Origin of the sequence: Paraburkholderia unamae, from assembly GCF_003268775.1 — a bacterium.
Lineage (GTDB): Bacteria > Pseudomonadota > Gammaproteobacteria > Burkholderiales > Burkholderiaceae > Paraburkholderia > Paraburkholderia unamae.
Genome location: NZ_QLSU01000014.1, coordinates 197,602 through 217,761 on the forward strand (window position 1 = coordinate 197,602; position 20,160 = coordinate 217,761).

Consider the following 20,160-nt stretch of genomic DNA (forward strand, 5'->3'; position numbering starts at 1 on the left):
CAACACGCGGTCAAACATGGTAAACGTCGATAACTTGATGAATCAAGTCGTTCTTCAATACGACTTTTTTGTTCAGAATGGAGAATCCAGATGAACTGATCTTCAATGTGTAGCAGGAGGTTCCGAAGAAGTGGTCGAGCGTTTTGTATCTGTAACTCATGGTGTGCCAGTTAAAGCGCACTTCGACGCTGTTCTCATCGCGCTGCACAATCTCGACGTTAGCGATGTTGTGGGTGGTGCGAGGCTCTGGACTACTTGCGCCGGAACGCTCAGTGTTAAGACGAAAGACCCGGTCCTCAAGACCAACACGATTTGGGTAGTAGATGAGCGAGATATGCTTGTTGGGATCGTCAACGAGCTGGTCTGAGTCGTCCCAGCAGGGCATCCAGAATACCGCTTCCGGGTCGTAACACTCCACCCACTCGTCGAATTTCCGATCGTCAAGCAAGCGTCCTTCTCGAAAGAGGAAGGCGCAGATGTCGAGATAAAGGTTCTCAAAGGCGCTCATTTCAGAACCTCGACGGGTTGTACGTTGATGATACTCTGCTCGGCGGAAAGGCTACGCAGCATCGTTTCGGACCAGTACCGGTGCTGTTGCACGAAGAGCCCCTCGTCTTCGATTCGAACTCCGCTGAGAATCGGATCATATCCGACGCGTGCAGCGTTCTCGTCGCGACCACTCACCCACCGGGTAGCACCTCGACTCAGGTCGTTCCATTGAGCTGCGGTGCCTTTAAATCCGCTTTGGCAGGCGCGGAATTCCTCAAGGTCGTCCGGTGTTCCCATGCCGCTGACATTAAAAAAGTCCTCATATTGGCGAATTCGCGTGTGACGATCCTGTTCGCTCTCGTCGCGGGGGCCGAAGCAATAGATCGTGACTTCGGTCTTGTCCACCGAGATCGGCTGGACGACACGAATCTGCGTGGACACCTGGTCCATCACGTAAAGATTCGGGTAAATGCAGAGGTTGCGAGTGTGATTGACGATAGCGTCCGCTACCTCTTCGCCGAGTCGTGCCTTCAATTCCTCGCGGTGACCGAATACGGGACGGACCTCTGGATTGAGTAGTCGCGTCCACAAGAGGATATGGCCATGTTCGAAAGCGTAGAATCCGCCGACGCTTTTTGACCAGGCATTCGCGTCAACCGTACGGACATTATCGTCAGAGCGGTCGCGGCGACCGACTGTAGCAACATAATTCCAGTGAACTGCGCTAACGTGATATCCGTCGGCCCCGTTCTCGATCTGCAACTTCCAGTTACCGTCGTAGACGTATGAGGAACTTCCGCGCAGGACTTCGAGTTCCCCTGGCGTCTGATTGATGATCTGGTCAAGAACGGCCTTGCTGCCTCCCAGATGTTCTTCGATCGACCCGACGTTCGGGTTCATCGAGCCAAACAGGAAGCCCCGATAATTGGCAAAGGAGGGGACTCGCGTCAGGTCGTGCGAGCCGTCAACGTTGAAACCTTCCGGGTAGTTGTCCGTCTGCCCGTCCTTGACTTTCAGAAGCTTCCCGGTATTACTGAATGTCCAGCCGTGAAACGGGCAGGTGAAACTCCCCTTGTTCCCCTGCTTGCGCCGGCACAATTCGGCGCCACGATGCGCACACGCGTTGATCACGGCGCCCAGCTTACCGTTCTTGTCACGCGTGATGATAACGGGCTGGCGACCGATTTTGGACACGAAGTAGTCGTTGGGATTTGCGATTTGGCTTTCGTGTGCCAGGAAGACCCAGTTTTGCTCGAACAGGTACTTCATTTCGTATTCGAACAGCGCGGCATCCGTGAAGATGTCGCGACGGCACCTGAAGCGACCGCTGGATGGATCGTCTTGTACCGAATCGGACACCAATTGGTGAATGGCGCCAAAGCCCGCCGCTGAATTGAGTGAGGCATTCATTGATTGCTCCTCCATGAGTTTTGATTGGAGTGATTTTCATGAAGGGGAGCGGTTGATCATATCCAGTCAGTGCAGATCTTCTATCCAATTTGTGCAAGCTTTTGAGGGCGGGAAATTCTAGCGGGTGTGATAGGGCGCCTGTGAGGGGAGTTCGCGCTACCAGGCCTCATAGCGCACAGAAAGGCGGCCTGGGTCGGCAAGCCGGTATCGGGTTGCAATCCCTGTGGTTAAGGGGTGCCTGATCTCATTCGACCCGAAACGTCTGCAAAATCTCATCAATCATTGCCCGGATACGTGCGGTATGCCTCAGGTCCTGATGCGTCACGAGCCACACCTCATAGGGAGCCTTCCTCGCACGTTCTGGCCAGATACGTATCAGACCGTCCTTCTCCGCCATCGCGACGGGTATTTCGCCCAAACCGATACCCGCCTTGATCGCTGCGCGCAGACTTAGGTTGGAATTCAGGCTCGCGACGATCCTGCCGCCGTGGAGTGGCTCGCCAGCGAGTTCGGGCGTGCTCGTGGCTGACATATACGGCTGGTACACGACCAGATCATGCGCGGAAAATGCCTGACCCTCGATCGGCATCCCATGGTGGTCGAGATACGTCCGGGAGGCGAAGAGACCCATTTCCCAACTGGCGATGCGCCGCGCGACGAGCCCCGGATTGGTCGGACGCACCGTCCGCACGGCGATGTCGGCTTCTCGCCTGGCGAGGTTGACGATCTGCGTCGACGTGTTCAACTCGACCCTGACATCGGGATGCTTTGCATGAAGGCGTTCGATCGCGGGTATCACGAATTCCAGTGCGAGCGCGTCCGTTGTCGTCACCTTGACTTCGCCCGCAAGACGCTTGTCCATGCCATGCGTGCGTCTTGCGAGATCGTGCGCCGAGCGCTCCATCAATTCAGCGGGTGCCAGTGCCAGCTTGCCCGCCTGGGTCAGCTCATAGCCCTTTGATGTGCGCACGAAGAGTGCGGCGCCGAGCGCGTGTTCGAGCGCGACGAGCCGCCTTCCCACCGTAGCCTGGTCGAGCTTGAGTGCGCGCGCCGCGGCACGCAATGTCCGCTCGCGGTGAATCGCGAGGAAGATACGTGCGTCATCCCAGTTCATGATTTCTCCAGATCGGGTGATGCATTTTTGCATCACTCTGCCGGCATTTTGCTGCGTGGCGCGTCGCGGCGCAAATCCTATACTCGTCTCCAGACTTGACGCGATCGATTCAATGACTCAACCAGATTCATTCGTTCCGCGGGCAAGCTTATGAGGATAGTTCCATGTCGAATGCAACACATACGCTTCCAGCAACCATGTCGGCTGTCGAGATCACTCAGCCGGGCGGTCCGGAGGTGCTGGTGCCCACTGTGCGCCCAGTCCCGGCGCCGGATGCCGGCGAACTGCTGATCCGAATTCACGCTGCGGGCGTCAACGGTCCTGATGTGTTCCAGCGTAAAGGATTGTACGATCCGCCGCCGGGCGCATCGGATCTGCCTGGCCTCGAAGTGGCTGGAGAGGTTGTTGCACTTGGGCGTGGTGTGACGCGCTTTAGCGTCGGTGACCGCGTCTGCGCGCTGATTCCTGGCGGCGGCTACGCCGAATACGCCACTGCGCACGAGTCGAATACGCTGTTCATCCCTGAGGGGCTGAGCCTCGTCGAGGCGGCCGCCATGCCGGAAACATTCATGACCGTATGGTTGAACGTGTTTCAGCGTGGTCAGTTGAAAAAGGGCGAGACCGTACTCATTCATGGCGGCGCATCAGGCATCGGCACGACAGCCACGATGTTCGCCAAGGCGCTCGGGGCGGGGCGCATTATCACGACCGTGGGTTCCGATGCGCAACGAGCGGCGAGCCTTGCACTGGGAGCGGATCTCGCTATTGACTATCGCCACGATGACTTCGTTGAGAAGACGATGGCGTTCACCGACGGTCGGGGCGCGGACGTGATCGTGGATATCATTGCGGGCGACTACGTGGCAAGAAATTATGCAGCGGCTGCCGTCAATGGGCGCATCGTGCAGATCGGCGTGATCAAGGGACCGGCTGCACAGGTTGATCTGTTCCCCATGCTCACCAAGCGTTTGACGCATATTGGTTCGACACTGCGTTCGAGAACCCACGAGGAAAAGGCCGCGATCATCGGTGAACTCGAAGAACACATCTGGCCTCATATCCGGAGCGGCAACGTGAAGCCGTTGATCTATCAACGCTTTGAACTAGAGCGTGCCGCTGATGCCCACACCTTGATGGATTCCGGGACTCACATTGGCAAGATCGTGTTGACGACTCCTGCCGCGCAGCGGTAGCGGACCGAAATCCGCGTGCGTGCCCTCGAATTTGAGCGGCTGTGCGGCTCCGGCAAAGCCGTGCACCGCATGCTTCCACAAGGGCGGCAAGGCACTGTGAGCAGCCTGCCGATGTATCGGCGGGAGGCGGATTCCGCTAAGCACATAGTGATAATCGAGTCCCGCGCTATGGACGAATCCTCGTAGTGTAGTGTCATCCGTCGTTCAGGGAATGACGCGGGAACGGAATCATTGTTGCTTGCGCCGATCGAATTGCCCCCCACCTGGGGGGCTGAATGCGCGTGTGGTGCCGGGTAGTCTATTGCAGGCGACTTCACCTGACGCATAGGGGCGACACAAGATGTCACGAGTCGACCCCCGGCGGCACCACAGCATCTCGGTTGGGAAGAATTCATGAATGACTCACTGTTTGACATCTCCGGCAAGACCATTCTTGTGACCGGCGCATTCGGCGGTCTCGGGTTGCACTTTGCCGAATTCCTGGCGCAGCGCGGTGCGCGTGTGGCCATGGCGGGACGGCGCATCGAAGCGGGACGCAACGAAGCGGCACGCCTGCGCACCGACGGCTTCGCAGCTGAAGCCTTCGAGCTTGACCTCACGCGCGATGGTGAAATTGACCTTGCGCTCGCGGCGGCGGAAACCGTATTCGGGCCGATCGATGTGCTGATCAATAACGCTGGCGTGACAAAGACCCGGCCGTTGCTTGAGGTGTCGCGTGACGAGTGGGCTTCCGTAGTCGACGTCAACCTGAGTGGCGCATGGTATGCCGCGCAGGCGGTCGCTCGCAGGATGGTGCAACACGGGCGCGGCGGGAGCATCGTCAATATCGCATCGATACTGGGGCGGCGCGTGGCACAGCAGGTGCCCGCGTACGCCGCGAGCAAAGCCGCGCTCCTTCATCTGACCGAGGCAATGGCGCTGGAGCTCGCGCGTCACGATATTCGGGTGAATGCTATCGAGCCCTGCTATATCGAAACCGACATGAATCGCAGTTTTCTGCGGACCGACGCGGGCAATGCGCTTTGCAAGCGCATTCCGCAGCGGCGCTTCGGTGCTCCGGGCAGCCTGGACGGCGCGTTGCTGCTGCTGGCCTCGGACGCATCGTCCTTCATGACCGGCGCCTCGATTGTCGTGGATGGCGGCCACAGCATCAATTCACTTTGAGAGCGTGCCCATACGATGAGTAACGCGAACCATCTTCAGCCAGAAGACGGGGCCTATGGCTACCCACTCCTGATCAAGCAGTTGCTGCACACGACGCTCGCAAGCTGCCCAGAACAGCAGATCGTCTATGGCGATGCGGTACGCTACAACTACTGGGGCTTCCGGCACCGGCTGGGCCAGTTGGCGAGCGCGCTTGCCGGGACAGGCGTCACGCCCGGCGACACGCTGGCCGTGATGGACTGGGACAGCCATCGCTATCTGGAATGCTATTTTACGGTGCCCATGATGGGTGCGGTGCTGATGACCGTGAACGTCCGGCTTTCAGCAGACCAGGTGCTTTACACGCTTAACCACGCGGGCGCTCGCGTGCTGCTCGTGCATCGCGACTTCCTGCCGTTGCTGGAGAGCATTCGAGATCGTCTGGAGACGGTGCAGACCTTTGTGCTGATCGGCGACGGCGACGAAACGGCACCGCGTCCCGCGCATTTCAAGGGGGAATACGATGAGATGGTGAGCGCAGGCTCACCCGATTACGATTTCCCGGACTTTGACGAGCACACGCGTGCCACCACGTTCTACACAACGGGCACGACTGGCTTGCCCAAGGGCGTGTCGTTCAGTCATCGTCAGCTCGTGCTGCACACGCTGGCAGGCATGGCGGCGTTGGGCAGCGCTCGCGAGCAGGGCCGCGTGCATCGCGAGGACGTCTACATGCCGATCACTCCCATGTTCCATGTGCACGCGTGGGGCATGCCTTACATCGCGACAGCGCTCGGCCTCAAGCAGGTCTATCCGGGGCGCTACGTGCCCGAGACCCTCTTGTGCCTGATCGAGCGCGAAGGTGTCACGTTTTCGCATTGCGTGCCGACGTTGCTCGACATGCTCCTCACGAGCCCGGCCAGTGCAGCCATCGATCTCTCCCGCTGGAAGGTGATCGTGGGAGGCTCGCCGCTTTCGGAGGGACTCGCGTGCGCCGCACGTGCTCGCGGCATCGACGTCTTCACGGGCTACGGGATGTCCGAGACCTGTCCGCTGATGACACTCGCTCAGACGCGCGGCGGCGCGAAGGGCGACGACATCACGGTACGCACGCGCGCGGGCTTGCCGCTGCCGCTCGTGGACCTGCGCATCGTCGACGAGCACATGCGCGACGTGCCGCGCGACGGCAAGTCAGCAGGGGAGGTCGTCATGCGCGCGCCGTGGGCCACGCAAGGGTATCTCGGTGACGAACAAGCCTCCGCGGCACTATGGGCGGGCGGTTATCTGCACACCAACGACATCGGAGTGATCGACGCAGAGGGTTACCTTCAGATCACCGACCGCATCAAGGATGTCATCAAGACCGGCGGTGAATGGGTCTCGTCGATGGAGTTGGAGAACATCCTCTCGACGCATCCGGCCGTGCGCGAAGCGGCGGTTATCGGCGTCAAGGATGCGAGATGGGGCGAGCGGCCGCTCGCGCTCGTCGTGCTCGCCGAGGGAAAGCAACAGAGCGTCACACCGGCGGACTTGCAGGTGCACGTGAAGCGTGTGGCAGACCGCGGGCTCATCTCGCGCTACGCGGTACCCGAACGCCTGTTGATCGTGGACTCGCTCGAGCGAACCAGCGTGGGTAAGATCAACAAGCGGGCGTTGCGCGACCGGTATCAGAACGAGCAGGAGAACGAAGGGATGTGAAACGTCCATGCCATGTCCATGCTGCGATCGGTTGCCGGTCGCCAGCATGGCGTTGCGTGCTTGCCGATGCGAAGCCTGGTGCCGCGACAGCAGTCATGCAAGGTGACTTGAAGCAGCGGGATCTCCGCTGCACCAGTCTGTCTCAGGGCGTCTCGACCGCCACCATGTGACTGACCGACGGCGATTGTGTGAAGTGATGGCCGACGAGTTGCCGCCATTCGGCAAAGTCGTCGGTCTTTCGAAATGCCTCGTGTGCGGCCACGCTGGCCCATTGCACCAGCAGCGTGTATTCGGAAGGCTGTTCGATACCACGGTAAAGCGCAGCGCCATGGCAGCTCGGTGTGCGAGCGAAGATCGGTGCGGCTTCGCGCCAGGCCGCCTCGAATGCTGTGACATTGTCGGCACCAATGTGCAGGTGGGCCTTTTCGATGATCATGGGGAGTTCCTGATGGGTTGAGAGCGTCGACGTATTCAATTGCCTCTGACGTCGTTCCGAGATTCCGAGAAAAGTGGGGCACGCGCGCTGGCGAGATCCTGCCAACGACGCGTGCCGCTCAGGAATACGCGGGGCCTTGCGGGAACCGCGCGATCTCAGTGTTTAGAGTCCGACTTCCTTGAGCAAGGCCGCGGCGGCAAGTTTGCCGATGTTGTTGGACGCAAGCGGACTGTCGCCTGTAATGAGCTTGCGATCGGTGTGACAACTACCGTCGATGCCTTCGTTCAACACTTTCACGCCGAGCTTTTCGAGGCTCTCGCCGACGAGCCAGGGCAGCGGTCCCGGCATGTAGCCGATCGCCAGATTCGCTCCCTTGTCGAGGGAGTCGGGGAACACGCAAATCTCGTAGCCCTTGAAGGGGTAGTCGGCGGGATCTTCGTCGACGGCCGCGGAAAGCAGGCAGGACGGACCGTGGCAGAGCGTAACAATGTACTTGTCATGGTCCATCGCCCACTTGAGTACCTGCTTGACCTCCTTGCTCTGCGGAATGCAAGCGAGCACGCCATGACCGCCTGGCACGAACACTGCGATATAGGGGGAGTCGCTGCCCAGACTCTGTTCCAGCACATCGGAGAGTTTGAGCGGCTGCTTAAGCTTGGGGAGGTACTTGCGGTATGTGCTTTGCACCGCTTCGTCTTCGTTCGGCATCGCCCAGAGTTCCAGCTTGGCCGGGTTGCCGGAGAGCGTTGCGATGTCGATCTCGAAGCCGGCCTGATCCATGTGATGCATCGGCAGTAGCATCTCCACCGGGTGATTGCCGGTCGAGAACATCTTGCCGTTGGTCATGAGAATGTAGCGTTCGTCGGTCGCGATCATCAGAACCTTCCATTTGCCCTCTTTATAGGGGTTCGGATAGGTCGTACCGTCGAAATCCGTTTTCGACGCGGTGTACTGCGAAAGCGAATACGGCGAGGGAAAGAACGCATTGTTCTCAGCGGCGTCGGGCGAGGGCGTCTTGTCGAGCGCCTGGGTTCCTGAAGTCATGGCATCTCCTTGAGGGGGGTTGGCAAACGTGCTTCGGAAACAGGGGAAAAGGTGTGGTGCGCCGTGGCACGGTGTCGAGTGCGCTACCTGTGGTGATGCGAGCGCTGGCCACTACGAGGCGACGGTGCCAGGTGCGTGATCCACAACGGAAATAGTAGGGCGCTGCGCACCGGACACAAAGCCCCCTGAATGGGTGGGGAGGTCTACGTCATTGGATGCGTTAGACGAATGACGCGGATCGGCACGGCGCGACAGTCGGATGAACCGTGTCGCGCCGGCAATCGTCCGAAGTTCAGTCGTGAGCAACGCGTACCACGACCTTGCCGAAATTGCGGCCCGCCAGCAGATCGAGGAAGGCTTGTGGCGCGTGCTCGAGACCGTCGACAAAATCCTCGTGGACCTTGACTTTCCCTTGTGCGACCCAGACGCTCATTTCACGCATGAATTCGTCGAAGCCGCTCGCGTAGTGGTCGCCGATGATGAAGCCCTGAATGCGAATGCGCTTGAACAGAAGCATCTGCAAAAAGGCAGGCAAATGATCCGGCACCTGTGGCGCTTCATCCGCGTTGTACTGGGAGATCAGTCCGCACAGCGGAACTCGTGCGCCTACATTGAGCAGCGGCTGCACTGCTTCGAGGATGGCGCCGCCTACGTTCTCAAAGTAGACATCGATCCCGTCTGGGCAGACCGAGGCGAGGCGTGAGGCGAAGTCCGGCGCGTGGCGGTCGAGGCAGGTGTCGAAGCCGAGTTCCTCGGTCACATAGCTGCATTTGTCCGTGTCGCCGGCAATGCCCACGACGCGCGCGCCCTTGAGCTTTGCGATCTGCCCGACGACGGCACCCACTGCGCCGCTCGCCGACGCGACGACCACGGTCTCGCCAGGCTGTGGTGCGCCAATCTTGAGCAAGCCCCAGTAAGCGGTGAAGCCCGTCATACCGAGGACACTTAATGCGTGCGATGGCTGCTTGATGTCGTCGAGTACCGTTAGCCCATCGCCGTTCGATAGTGAATAGTCCTGCCAGCCAGCGTGGGCGAGCACGAGGTCTCCCGCCTTGAAACCTGCATTCTTCGAGGCGACGACACGGCTCACAGTCGCCCCGATCATTGGTTCGCCGATCGCAACGGGCGGCGCATAGGAGGCCGTATCGTTCATACGCGTCCTCATGTAGGGATCGAGCGACAGGTAGAGCGTGCGCAGCAGCACTTCGCCATCGGAGGGGGCAGGTACGGCGCTTTCGTCGAGTCGGAAATTGTCTTGCGACGGTGCGCCGTGCGGCCGCGAGTTGAGTACTATGCGGCGATTGCCGATTGAGTGCTGAAGCATACGTAAATCCTCACAGGGTTACGACTCCTGGGTGCTAGTTTTGCGTCGAAGCCGGCGGACGCAGCCAGGTTACAGTCGGTGCACGCGGATTGTAGGGCGGTGCAGCGAGCTGAATGCACCGCACGCGGGAAATCATCGTTACTCGCGACGCACGAATCGCTTTCCTCGTCCCCGTGTAAGCGCGCGGGCGCGCAAGGTGATCCGGGCCGCGCCGATCAGCGTGATGCTGCGGGCGCACTCGATCGCGTCACCGGGCGCAAGATCAACCGGCGGCTGCTGTGTGAGCCTGGAGATGTTGAAGGAAGCAGGGACGCGGCGTGCCTGCGGGTCGCGTCCCTTCACAATCAGTTGCCGGGTTCGTGCACGTGCAGTTGGTTGTTGATCGACGCGACGCCCGGCACCGCCTCAGCGGCCGCACCCGCAAGATCGATCTGCCCGGCTTCCGGCACCGAGCCCGCGAGCGAAACCGCACCGCCCTTCGCCAGTACGTTGATGTGCGATGCGTCCAGGCCCTTAGCGTGCGTAAGCGCGTGGCGCACATCCTTCGCCAGCTTGTGATTTTGCGCGCGGGCGGTTGTCGTGCCGTTTCCGGACTGGGCCGCACCTGGCGCTGCGCCCGCATCGGTCTGAGCGCGCGCGCCGAATGCACAGACGGCTGCCACGAGCAAGACAGCCGTTTTCATCATGAAAGCAGACTTCTTCATCGGTAAGCTCCCGGGTTGGGTGTGAGTGGAATCCTGGTGCGATGCACTAGACGGACGCAAGCTTGCCGAGATCGCCGAACAGCTTCGTGTTGTCCCAGTAGGCCGTGATCCGCTCGATCCGTGCTTGTGGATCAAGCTGGAAGATGAAGGCGTGCCGGACCGAGAATGAACGTGCGTGATTGGCAATGCCGAGAAAATCTCGCGCCTGCGTGCCGCCGATCACGACTTCCGCAGTGACGGCACGGTCTGTATCGCTTGCGTGGAGTGCGACGATCTTGTTTTGCAGATCGGGAAAGGCCTCGACCAGTGAGGCCCAGATTTGCCGTCCGATAACCTCGGCCGAACCGGTGGCGCCAAGTGGCACGTAGTCGATCTTTGCTTGCGGCGCGCACAGTGCGAGCATGCCGGCCACGTCGTGGGCTCGATAGCAATCGAAGAACTGCGTGATGGTTGCGCGGCTGCTCATGACGGCTCCTTCGGCGGCAGGCGCAGCGGCGCCCAGTGAGGCTCAGGATGAAATGTCCGGTGACACACGACTAGCCCCCCGAGCGGGGGGGCTCACCGGGCAGGTGCGCGTCGCCGATAATGCGTGATCCGATGACGGCGCTCCCGTCACCTCTTTCAGCGGGTCATGATGGACATGCTCGAAAATATGCGTACGTTCGTGCGTGTCGTGGAAGCCGGCAGTTTTACGGCCGTCGCGAAGCGTATGGATACCTCGACAGGCATGGTGTCCCGTGCGATTTCCCAACTCGAGGGCCATCTGGAGACGCGCCTCCTGCAACGCACGACACGGCACCTTGCGTTGACCGAGAGCGGGCGGCGTTACTTCGAACGTGTGCGGCCGATTCTGAGCGACGTGGACGAAGCGAACGCAGAAGCGCGCAACGCCCTGGTCAGGCCCTACGGTAGACTTCGCGTGCACTCGATGCCCGGGCTCGGGCAGCGCCATGTGATGTCGTCGATTGTTGCCTATCGCGAGGCTTTCTCCGAGGTCGAGGTGGAGCTCACGCTCTCGCAACGCCTGCCCAACCTCGTTGAAGACGGCTTCGACGTGTCCGTGCTGACCGCGGCGTCGTTGCCCGACTCCGGCTACATCGCGCAGCCAATCGGCGTGAGCTATAGCGTGCTCGTCGCGTCACCCAGCTACCTTGCGAAGCACGGCGTGCCCCGCATGCCGGCCGATCTTGCACGCCATGCTTGCCTCGGGCTCGATACCCCGGCTGCTCCAGCGCACGAATGGCGCTTGCAGGGGCCGGAGGGAGAGGCGGTGCATCAGTTACGCGCTCCCACCCTTCAGGTGAACGAACCGGAGGCGCTAGCCGTCGCGCTGCGAGCCGGCAGCGGCATCGGCTCACTCGCTATCTACTCGGTGATCGACGACCTGCGCGCGGGCACGCTCGTGCGGGTATTGCCCGACTATCGCCTTCAGACGCTGAGTGTCTATGCTGTTTATGTCTCGCGAGCCTACGTCGACGCACGTATCCGCACCTTCCTCGACCATTTGCGCTCCACGCTGGCGCCGGCTCTGCAAGAAGAGGAGCTGGAAATCGACCGGTTCGTTTATGCTACGGCAACGTAGTACCGGCACGCGATGCAGGAGAGGAGCCGATAGCGCCAATGACGTCCCGTCCCGACAGGCGCCGACGCGCCGACGCCACAGGCGCTTCGGATAGCGCCGCTGCCGCGCTGATTCGCACCAAGCTCGCCCCCGCGCGTGCGCGTGAGAACGTCGCACGCGTGGCGCCGCTTGAACGATTGCGCGCCGGGCTTGAGCGCAAGCTGACCGTGGTGTGCGCGCCAGCCGGTTACGGCAAGTCGACGCTGCTCTCGGAGTGGAGCAGGACGCTGCTCACACTGGGCGCGCAGGCCGCGTGGGTCAGCTTCGACGACGAGGACGATGATCCATCCACGTTTGCGTCCTACGTTATTGCGGCTGTCGTGGAGGCAACTGGCGGCGCGGGCACGCGCGCGCAACAGCAGTTGCGCGACCGGGCGCTCCTGCCGATCCACGTCGCTTTTGCCGAGCTGCTTAACGAGCTGGGCGAGAGCGGCAAGCCGCTATTTCTCTTCCTCGACGACGTCGACCGGCTCGAAACCGCGGCGATCCACGAGGCACTCTTCAGCCTGCTGCGCTACGCGCCGGACAACCTTCATGTTGTGCTGGCTTGCCGTTCGACGCCGGCGCTACCGCTCAGCTATTTCGCGTCTCGCGACCAGCTCGTCTGGCTCGACGCCAGCGATCTGCGCTTTAGCCGCGACGAGGCAGCGGAATTCGTCAGACGCATCGCGGGCCGGGAACTGGCGGCGAGCGACCTCGAAGCGCTCGTCGGCGCGACCGAGGGATGGGTATCCGGTTTGCAGCTTGCGTCGCTCGCACTGCGCGGCGAAGTCGATGCGGCGCTGGTCGTTCGGCGTATCGCGCAGGCGAGGGGCGGCATTGCCGCCTACCTGAATGAGAACGTCATAAACGTCTTGCCGGAGACCGTACGCGAGTTCCTGCTTGCGACGGCCGTGCTCGATCGCATGACGCCCGCGCTCTGCAATGTATTGACCGGCAGGGAGGATGCACACGAGACGCTGGAATGGCTCAGTGCACACAATCTGTTCGTCAAGGCACTGGATGGCGAGCGCCTGTGGTTCCGCTACCACGCGCTGCTTTTACAGTATTTGCGTGACGAATTGCAGTTGCGCAAGCCGCAAGCTGTCGCCGGACTCCATCGCGCGGCGGCCGCATGGTTCGGCGCGGCGGGCCTGTGGTCCGAGGCCGTCAAGCATGCCCTCACAGCGGGTGAGATCGTGCAGGCCGCGGATTGGGTGGAGGCTTGCGCAATGGAACTCATTGCGGCGAGCGACGTACGCACCGTCCTCAACTGGATCGCGCGCCTGCCCGAGACAGCGCTGCACATGCGCGTGCGGCTGCGCCTTGCGCACGCATGGGCGCTTGCGCTTTCGCTACAGATCGTTGCCGCGAGGCGGGCGATCCAGGCCATCGAGGCTGATATCGAGGATGGTGTGCTGCCGGTTGACGACATGGCAGCGCTGGAGGTACTCGCCGTGCGCTCGCTGATTGCCGGCCTTGCGGATGAGAGCGCGGAGTCGTTGCGGCTCGGTCGCCGCGTGCTGACTGCCCGGCCGCCGCGCGGCTCGTGGGTCGAACAGATCGGGCAGACGACCTTGATCTTCGGCTTGAGCTACGCCGGCGGCCTGGACGAGGTTCTGCGCTTGCGTGCCGAAGACACGGCCGCCGTGGGCCGTGAACCGCTCTATTCGGACGTCTACCGACGCAGTATGTCCGGCCTGGGTGAGTTCGTCGCGGGGCGTTTGCACGACGCGTCGCGCACGTTCGAAGGCGCATTGCGTATTGCGGAGGAGCGGGCCGGGCGCCTGTGCGCGGCGGCGGCCTTGCCAACGGGCTACCTGTGCGCCATTTACTATGAGTGGGGCGATCTGAAGCGCTTGCGCGAAATACAGCATGAGCGGTTGCCGATAGCACTACAGGCGTGCTCGCTCGGGCCCATGCTGCGATTTGCGCTCGCAGCGGCGATGAATCTGGCGCACTTGAACGAGTTCGAGGCCGCCCACGCGCTCCTTCGCGACGTCGAACGGGTGGCAGACGACAGGCAATGGTTGCGCCTCCAGGTGGCGTGCCTGGCTGCCCATGTCCGCCTGAGCCTCATGGCCGGCAAGCTCACAGAAGCGCATCGCTTTGGGGAGGCGCTGCGCATGCTGGCGCCTGGCATCGCGCCACGGCCCGAATGCAGCGTCGTGGAAACATGGTCGTTCCATGAGATGGCGCACGCACGGCTACTGTTGAGCGACGGCCACGCCAGGGAGGCCGCGGCAGTCCTGTCTGTCCTGGAGCGAGAACTCTCATCACGGGCGATGCCATGGTTTGCCGCGCAGGCGGCCGTGCTTAGCGCGATCGCGCACGACGCGTGTGGTGAGGACGGCAGGGCGCTGTCGTTCATGGCAGACGCACTGGCCTACGGGCAGTGCAACGGTCTCGTACGTACGTTCATCGATGAAGGGCCGGGCGTCGCGTCGCTGCTGGCGAAGCTTGGCAACTCCCCAGGCCGTTTCCCAGGCGTGAGTGCGTGGTACCTCAAGGAGTTGACTGGAGCCTTTGATGCCCCGCCGGCGAGCGACGTGGCCAAGGCGTCAGCGCGGCCACTGTCCGGGCCGGCCGCGAGCAATCTCAGTGCCCGCGAGGTGGAGATCCTTGATTATGTGGCGCGCGGATTGTCGAACAAGGAAGTTGCGCGTGCGCTGCGCGTGGCCCCCGAGACGATCAAGTGGCACCTCAAGAATATCTTCGAGAAACTCAACGTGAGCTCGCGAATCGAGGCGGTACGAAGTGGCCTCGCGTTTGATCTGCCCATGAACCGCGGCGACGACCCGGCGAGTGACAGTGGCAAACGCCGTTAAACGGCGCGCAACCCGCGTTTTCAGGAACATGAATTTCTGAGGACACGGTCGGCCATCCGATTCTTTTGCGGCCCATGAATATGCCAGCGGGGCGAGTCCAGGCATCGGTTCAAACTGCTTGTTTACGCCGCAGCGAGTTCGTGTGCCGTAACACCGGGCTCAGCAAAGTCATGGTTCAGCCCCGATGTGGCCTGACGATGCCGAGCTTCGCGACGCGCCGGTACAGCGTTGCGCGTGAAATGCCTAGCGCTCGCGCAGCGGCATTAGCGCGCCATTCGTACTTCGTGAGCGCCGCCATGATGCGCTCGCGCTCGTCTATCGAAGCACGAATCGGGGAGGATTGCGCAGGCATCGATGCGTGCGCTCGCACTCGTGCAGTCGGCTTCGTGGTTGGCGGTGCAACCGGCAGCAGTTGCGAGGCAAGAATCGCATCAACATGCCGCGTGTCGACGAGCTCGGTGTCGCACACGGCGCACGCGTAGCGGATGGCCGTGCGCAACTGGCGCAGATTGCCTGGCCACGCATACGTCGCGAGGCGCGCCGCGAGGGTAGCGTCGAGCGTGATCGGCCTGTCCACGGCCTGGGCTTCGTCCGCGAATATCGTGTCGATGAGCGCGGCGATGTCGTGCCGCTCGCGCAGCGGCGGCAGCGTGAGCGCCGCGCTGCTCAGCCGATAGTAGAGATCGTCGCGAAAGGCGCCGGTGTGGGTCATATGCGCGAGGTCCCTCTGCGTCGCGCAGATCACGTTGACGTCGACATGCCTTGACGATTTGCCGTCAACCGTCACCATCACGTCATCCGCAAGCACGCGCAACAGGCGCGCCTGCTGCGCCAGCGGCATATCGCCGATCTCGTCGAGAAAGAGCGTGCCGCCATCGGCCATCGCAATCGTGCCACGTATATCGGGGCGGCGCGCGGCCTCGAATGGGCCAGGTCCATATTCGAACAGTTCACGCTCGATTCGCGATTCCGCTAGCGCGTAGCAACTGACAGCAATGAACGGGCGGTTGCGTCGCGCGCCGGCGTTGTGAATCGCGCGGGCAAACACTTCCTTGCCCACGCCCGTTTCGCCCTGAAGCAGGATTGGCAGGCGCTTGCCCGCCACTCGTTGCGCGATGCGTGCGTTTTCGACCACACGCGCATCCGTGCTGCGCAGGAAAGGGCCGAGCGCACTGCAATCGTGTTCTCGCGCTGGTGCGCCGCTTTCATGCGACAGCGGTATTGCTCCGTGCCTGGCGACTGGGCCGCGGCGGCCGATGTGTCCAAACGGCGTGCGAACGCGCGCGTAAAGCACTGTGCCGTTCGCACGCAGGCGCAGTTGCGCAATGGTCCCGGTGTGCCCGATGTCGCGCAGCTTCACGTGCAATGGATCGAAGATCTCGTCGATGTGATGCGGGCCGTTGGGACAGGGCATCCATTCGCTCGCGCGTCGGTTCGCAGCGACCACGTTGCCGCTCTCGTCGAAGGCGATCAGCAAGTCAGGTCTAACTTCTACGTGATTGCGGCTCTGATGGCCGAAGAGTATCCAGCACGACGTCATGCGTTGCAGGAACCAGGCATTTTCTATGAGCGTGGCGCTATCGCGCACGAGCCGGTTGACGATGCGCTGGCTTTCGCGGTTGTCGGGCGACTGCACGGCCGAGGCGTCCAGCACGCCGATCAGATCGCCATCCGGCGCGAAGATCGGTGCTGCGCTACAGGTGAGGGTCGTGAACGCGGCGCGGAAGTGATCGGTCTTGTGTACCGTGACGGGTGTGAGGTCGGCGAGCACATTCGCAATGCCGCAGGTGCCTTCCTCATCTTCCGACCAGCACGATCCGATATGGAGTCCTGAGTGCCTGAATTCTTTGCGGCGATCGTGGGCGACGCGGTAGTCGATGGTCACACCGCGTGCATCAGCAAGCATGACGCAATAGTTGTCGTCGCGCACCATATCGTGCAACCGCGTGAGGCATTCAGCCGAGGCCCGCATCAAAGCCTCTTCCCGATCGCGGATTTCGCGCACCTCAGTGGCGCTCAACACGCGTGGGCCCGTCACTGCGCCAGGGTCGAGTTGATAGAGAGCGAACGAGCGCTGCCACGAGGCGGCGAGTTGAGGCGAACCGGACGGCGAACGAAGGCGGCCTTCCACAGCGCCACGCACGCGCTCGGCATGACGGGCAGCGGCCAGGACGTATGACATAAGCGATTCCAGACGGTTGCTGATGGGAAACGCCGGACCGGAGAGCGTTCGGCGGGATTCTTTGTAGCACATCCCTGGCTCGTGATCACACGGCGGCGAAGCAGGCAAGACCGCTGAGACGTTCGTCTCATCGTGCGACACCTCGCATGAGGTCGTGGGCTGGAACGTCGCTCAGGCGCGCCGTGCGGGGCCGCCGCGATTTCTGTCGTGCGAGCCCAGGGCGGTTCTTCTCGTGTCTTGCAGAGTACGAGACGGTGGCTGAGACGCTGCGAGCGATGCAAGCGCCGAAGCTGCGAAGGCTGAAAAACGGCTAAGGCCCTTGCTGCGTGGTACGTTGCGCAGACGCACAGCGTTGTGAGTGTTATTGGCACGTCGCTTGCAAGGTCTACGGGAAAATGCGAAGCACGGTCTCGCACGGCGCGTCGCTATCAGGAAACACAATCTTGGGTCCGGCCTCGGACCGCGAGTCACACTCTCTCGCATGCATTCCAGGCGGAGGTGGTCGGTGTGACCGGCGAAGGGACGCAGGACCGGTCTTGTCGTATGTGCACACGCCGTTCGGTGTGGCTCACACTAAGGCGAGACAGTCCTGGCGCGAAGATCGGAGAGGGGCAACCGGCGTGAGGTACCAGCCGCGCATGAGCCGACTCACGCACGCTTGCCTGGGCAGACGGTGACGCGTCGCCTCCAGGATCGTGCCGCGGTGATGGTACATTATCGGCCTAACTCGAAAACATCGGGTGTGCCTTGAAGCGCTGCCCGAGGCGTCCGGTTTGTGTGCCAGTACGATCGTGCCCGGCATCACACGTCGCGGACACAGGAGACGACAATGGACGTGCGGCAACGTGATCATATCGAAACCGTGGTCCTGACGACTGCCGGCCAGCCGCCGGTGGCCGCCCGGATGCACGACGCAATCATCCAGAGCTCCTGGCAACGTTGCGTGCATCAGTACGGCCTCGATCCGACGCGTATGCAGGAAGCGCGCATCCTGCCGCAGATGCGGCTGCGCGAGCATCAGCAACGCATCGACGATTTTGCTCGCATTGCCCGCTATGGACTGGAAACCCTGTACAGCCAGGTGGCCGGGATGGGCTACGTCGTCTTGCTGACCGATGCGGACGGTGTCACAGTCGACTATCTTGGCGATGCCGGCACAGACGCGGGGTTGCGTCGAGCGGGTCTCTATCTGGGCGCCGAATGGAGCGAGAACGGTGCCGGCACGTGCGCTGTCGGTACCGCGTTGGCGACAGGCCAGGGCTTGACCGTGCATCAGGCCGATCATTTCGATGCCACGCACATTCCGCTGACCTGCACAGCCGTGCCGCTGTTCGATCCGCACGGCCGGCTCAATGCGATTCTGGACATTTCCGCGCTCAGTTCGCCGCTGGCCAAGGACAGCCAGACGCTCGCGCTGCACCTGGTGCGCACCTATGCCGGCCGGATCGAGGACGCTTATTTTCTGCGCCGGCATCGGCAGGACTGGATCCTGAAGCTGAGCCCGGCGTTTGAATTTCTCGATGTCAATCCGGAGTATCTGATAGCGCTCGATGCCAATGGCTGCATCGTCGGCCATAACCGTCGCGCGCACCAGATGCTGACGGCCGAGCCCGGCGTCGGTGCGACGGGGACGTCTCTCCTCGGCGCACGATTCGACACACTCTTTGACGCGCGCGCGGAGGAATTGGGCCGCTTCGTCTATTCGCGGCCCAGCGAGCAACGTATCGTCCAGCTAAGCCGCAGCGCAAAGCGACTCTATCTGAGTGTCATGCCGCCGATGCTGCGTTTGCCCCCCCACACGCAAACGCCATTGCCGGCCGAACTGGCGGCGCTGTGCGGCGGAGATGCGGCGCTGGAGCAGCAATTGCAGCGTGCCTCCAGGCTCATTGACGCGCCGATCAACCTGCTGATCAATGGCGAGACCGGCAGTGGCAAGGAATACTTTGCGCGAGCGATGCATCGGGCCAGTGCGCGTCGGGACGGTCCCTTCATCGCGGTCAATTGCGCGGCGATTCCGGAGACGCTGATCGAGAGCGAACTGTTCGGGCACCTGCCTAACAGTTTTTCGGGCGCGGGCTCGAAAGCCAAACGCGGTTTGATCCAGGAGGCCGACGGAGGCACGTTGTTTCTCGACGAGATCGGCGACATGCCGAGAGAACTCCAGTCGCGCCTGCTTCGAGTGCTCGCCGAGGGCGAAGTCCTGGCGATCGGCGCGTCACGTCCGGTACCCGTCAACGTGCGGGTGATTTCGGCGACTCACCATTCGCTTGATCAATTGGTCAGCGGGGGGCGCTTTCGCGAAGATCTGTATTACCGGCTCAACGGCGCGCGGCTTACCTTACCCCCGCTACGCGAGCGTAGCGATCTGGACTGGCTGGTCGAGAAGTTTCTCACGGTGCCGCAAGGACTGCCTGCCTACACGCTCTCTGAACCGGCCCGAGCCCAACTGCACCGCCATCGCTGGCCGGGCAATCTACGCGAACTGCGCAACGTGCTCGAATATGCACGCGCGGTGTGCAGCCACCGGCACATCGAAACGGACGACCTGCCCGAGGGCATCGGTGGGCAACACCTCGTGCCCACGCCCGAATGCCCGGCGCCTGACGCGGCAGCGCATTGCGCAGACGCGGAACCGCACACGCTATCCCCCGAAGGCATGCTGCTCATGCAGTATCTGCGCGCCTCCGGCTGGAACCTGAGTGCTGTCGCGCGCCAGATTGGCATCAGCCGCATGACGTTGTATCGCCGCATGGCCCGCCATGGCATCCAGTCGCCGAACCGCAACGATACCGCTTCTGGCCGCGCAGACGGGAGCGAGCACGCCGGGCACTGACGCGGTACGGAACGTCAAGGTGCACTGAGACAGCTGTCAAACGCTAGACAACCGATGCTGTGACACCTGTCACACGCAACGCACGGAACAGCGTGTTTCACCGTCTGTTCTTCAGGGTAACCCCCTAATTTATCGCTTCTGCCAGCCAGCATTGGTGTTGGC

15 protein-coding genes are annotated in these 20,160 nt (G+C 62.0%); 6 read left to right on the forward strand and 9 right to left on the reverse strand.

Annotated elements, in window-relative coordinates:
• Nucleotides 1-10: 10 nt before the first annotated feature.
• From benB to C7401_RS23520, 3 genes are all read right to left on the reverse strand, one after another.
• Nucleotides 11-508 carry a benzoate 1,2-dioxygenase small subunit gene (gene benB / locus C7401_RS23510; RefSeq protein ID WP_112173800.1) on the reverse strand — a complete coding sequence of 166 codons (498 nt, stop codon included), beginning with the start codon at nt 506-508 and terminating at the stop codon, nt 11-13.
• Nucleotides 505-1,899: a Rieske 2Fe-2S domain-containing protein gene (locus C7401_RS23515; protein ID WP_112173853.1), complete on the reverse strand. Its 1,395-nt coding sequence runs from the start codon at nt 1,897-1,899 to the stop codon at nt 505-507. The genes benB and C7401_RS23515 overlap by 4 nt, the downstream gene beginning before the upstream one ends.
• A 244-nt stretch (nt 1,900-2,143) precedes the next feature.
• Nucleotides 2,144-3,013 carry a LysR family transcriptional regulator gene (locus C7401_RS23520; protein ID WP_112173801.1) on the reverse strand — a complete coding sequence of 290 codons (870 nt, stop codon included), beginning with the start codon at nt 3,011-3,013 and terminating at the stop codon, nt 2,144-2,146.
• A gap of 164 nt (nt 3,014-3,177) precedes the next feature.
• Between C7401_RS23520 and C7401_RS23525 the strand changes: the two genes are divergently transcribed.
• From C7401_RS23525 to C7401_RS23535, 3 genes are all read left to right on the forward strand, one after another.
• On the forward strand, nt 3,178-4,206 hold the full coding sequence (locus C7401_RS23525; RefSeq protein WP_112173802.1) for an NAD(P)H-quinone oxidoreductase: 1,029 nt from the start codon (nt 3,178-3,180) through the stop codon (nt 4,204-4,206).
• Nucleotides 4,207-4,599: 393 nt separating this feature from the next.
• Nucleotides 4,600-5,370, forward strand: a complete 771-nt coding sequence (locus C7401_RS23530) for an SDR family NAD(P)-dependent oxidoreductase (RefSeq protein WP_181565665.1) — start codon at nt 4,600-4,602, stop codon at nt 5,368-5,370.
• A 15-nt stretch (nt 5,371-5,385) separates the two neighbouring features.
• Nucleotides 5,386-7,047, forward strand: a complete 1,662-nt coding sequence (locus C7401_RS23535) for a fatty acid--CoA ligase (RefSeq protein ID WP_112173803.1) — start codon at nt 5,386-5,388, stop codon at nt 7,045-7,047.
• Between the two features lie 142 nt (nt 7,048-7,189).
• On the opposite strand, the gene C7401_RS23540 is transcribed toward C7401_RS23535, so the two are convergent.
• The 5 genes from C7401_RS23540 to C7401_RS23560 all read right to left on the reverse strand — a co-directional run bounded on the left by C7401_RS23540 (nt 7,190) and on the right by C7401_RS23560 (nt 11,021).
• Entirely contained in the window at nt 7,190-7,483 is a 294-nt protein-coding gene (locus C7401_RS23540; RefSeq protein ID WP_112173804.1) for an antibiotic biosynthesis monooxygenase family protein, read from the reverse strand.
• Nucleotides 7,484-7,645: 162 nt separating this feature from the next.
• A complete protein-coding gene (gene hchA / locus C7401_RS23545; RefSeq protein ID WP_112173805.1) occupies nt 7,646-8,527 on the reverse strand; it encodes a glyoxalase III HchA in 882 nt (293 codons plus the stop codon).
• Nucleotides 8,528-8,819: 292 nt separating this feature from the next.
• Nucleotides 8,820-9,851, reverse strand: coding sequence for an NADPH-dependent curcumin/dihydrocurcumin reductase (gene curA, locus C7401_RS23550; protein ID WP_112173806.1), 1,032 nt, complete (start codon nt 9,849-9,851; stop codon nt 8,820-8,822).
• Between the two features lie 344 nt (nt 9,852-10,195).
• The gene (locus tag C7401_RS23555; protein WP_258397197.1) at nt 10,196-10,555 is read right to left on the reverse strand and encodes a BON domain-containing protein; all 360 of its coding nucleotides are present in this window, start codon (nt 10,553-10,555) and stop codon (nt 10,196-10,198) included.
• Nucleotides 10,556-10,601: 46 nt separating this feature from the next.
• Nucleotides 10,602-11,021 (reverse strand): nuclear transport factor 2 family protein, encoded by a 420-nt coding sequence (locus C7401_RS23560; RefSeq protein ID WP_112173807.1) that lies wholly within the window; start codon nt 11,019-11,021, stop codon nt 10,602-10,604.
• A 168-nt stretch (nt 11,022-11,189) separates the two neighbouring features.
• On the opposite strand from C7401_RS23560, the gene C7401_RS23565 reads away from it, so the two are divergent.
• The gene (locus C7401_RS23565) at nt 11,190-12,137 is read left to right on the forward strand and encodes a LysR family transcriptional regulator (protein WP_112173856.1); all 948 of its coding nucleotides are present in this window, start codon (nt 11,190-11,192) and stop codon (nt 12,135-12,137) included.
• Between the two features lie 158 nt (nt 12,138-12,295).
• A complete protein-coding gene (locus C7401_RS23570; protein ID WP_258397198.1) occupies nt 12,296-14,983 on the forward strand; it encodes a winged helix-turn-helix domain-containing protein in 2,688 nt (895 codons plus the stop codon).
• Nucleotides 14,984-15,158: 175 nt separating this feature from the next.
• Here C7401_RS23570 and C7401_RS23575 read toward each other — a convergent pair whose 3' ends face one another.
• Nucleotides 15,159-17,165, reverse strand: coding sequence for a sigma-54-dependent Fis family transcriptional regulator (locus tag C7401_RS23575; protein WP_112173809.1), 2,007 nt, complete (start codon nt 17,163-17,165; stop codon nt 15,159-15,161).
• Between the two features lie 829 nt (nt 17,166-17,994).
• On the opposite strand from C7401_RS23575, the gene C7401_RS23580 reads away from it, so the two are divergent.
• Nucleotides 17,995-19,998 carry a sigma-54-dependent Fis family transcriptional regulator gene (locus C7401_RS23580; RefSeq protein WP_112173810.1) on the forward strand — a complete coding sequence of 668 codons (2,004 nt, stop codon included), beginning with the start codon at nt 17,995-17,997 and terminating at the stop codon, nt 19,996-19,998.
• The last annotated feature ends 162 nt before the right edge of the window (nt 19,999-20,160 follow it).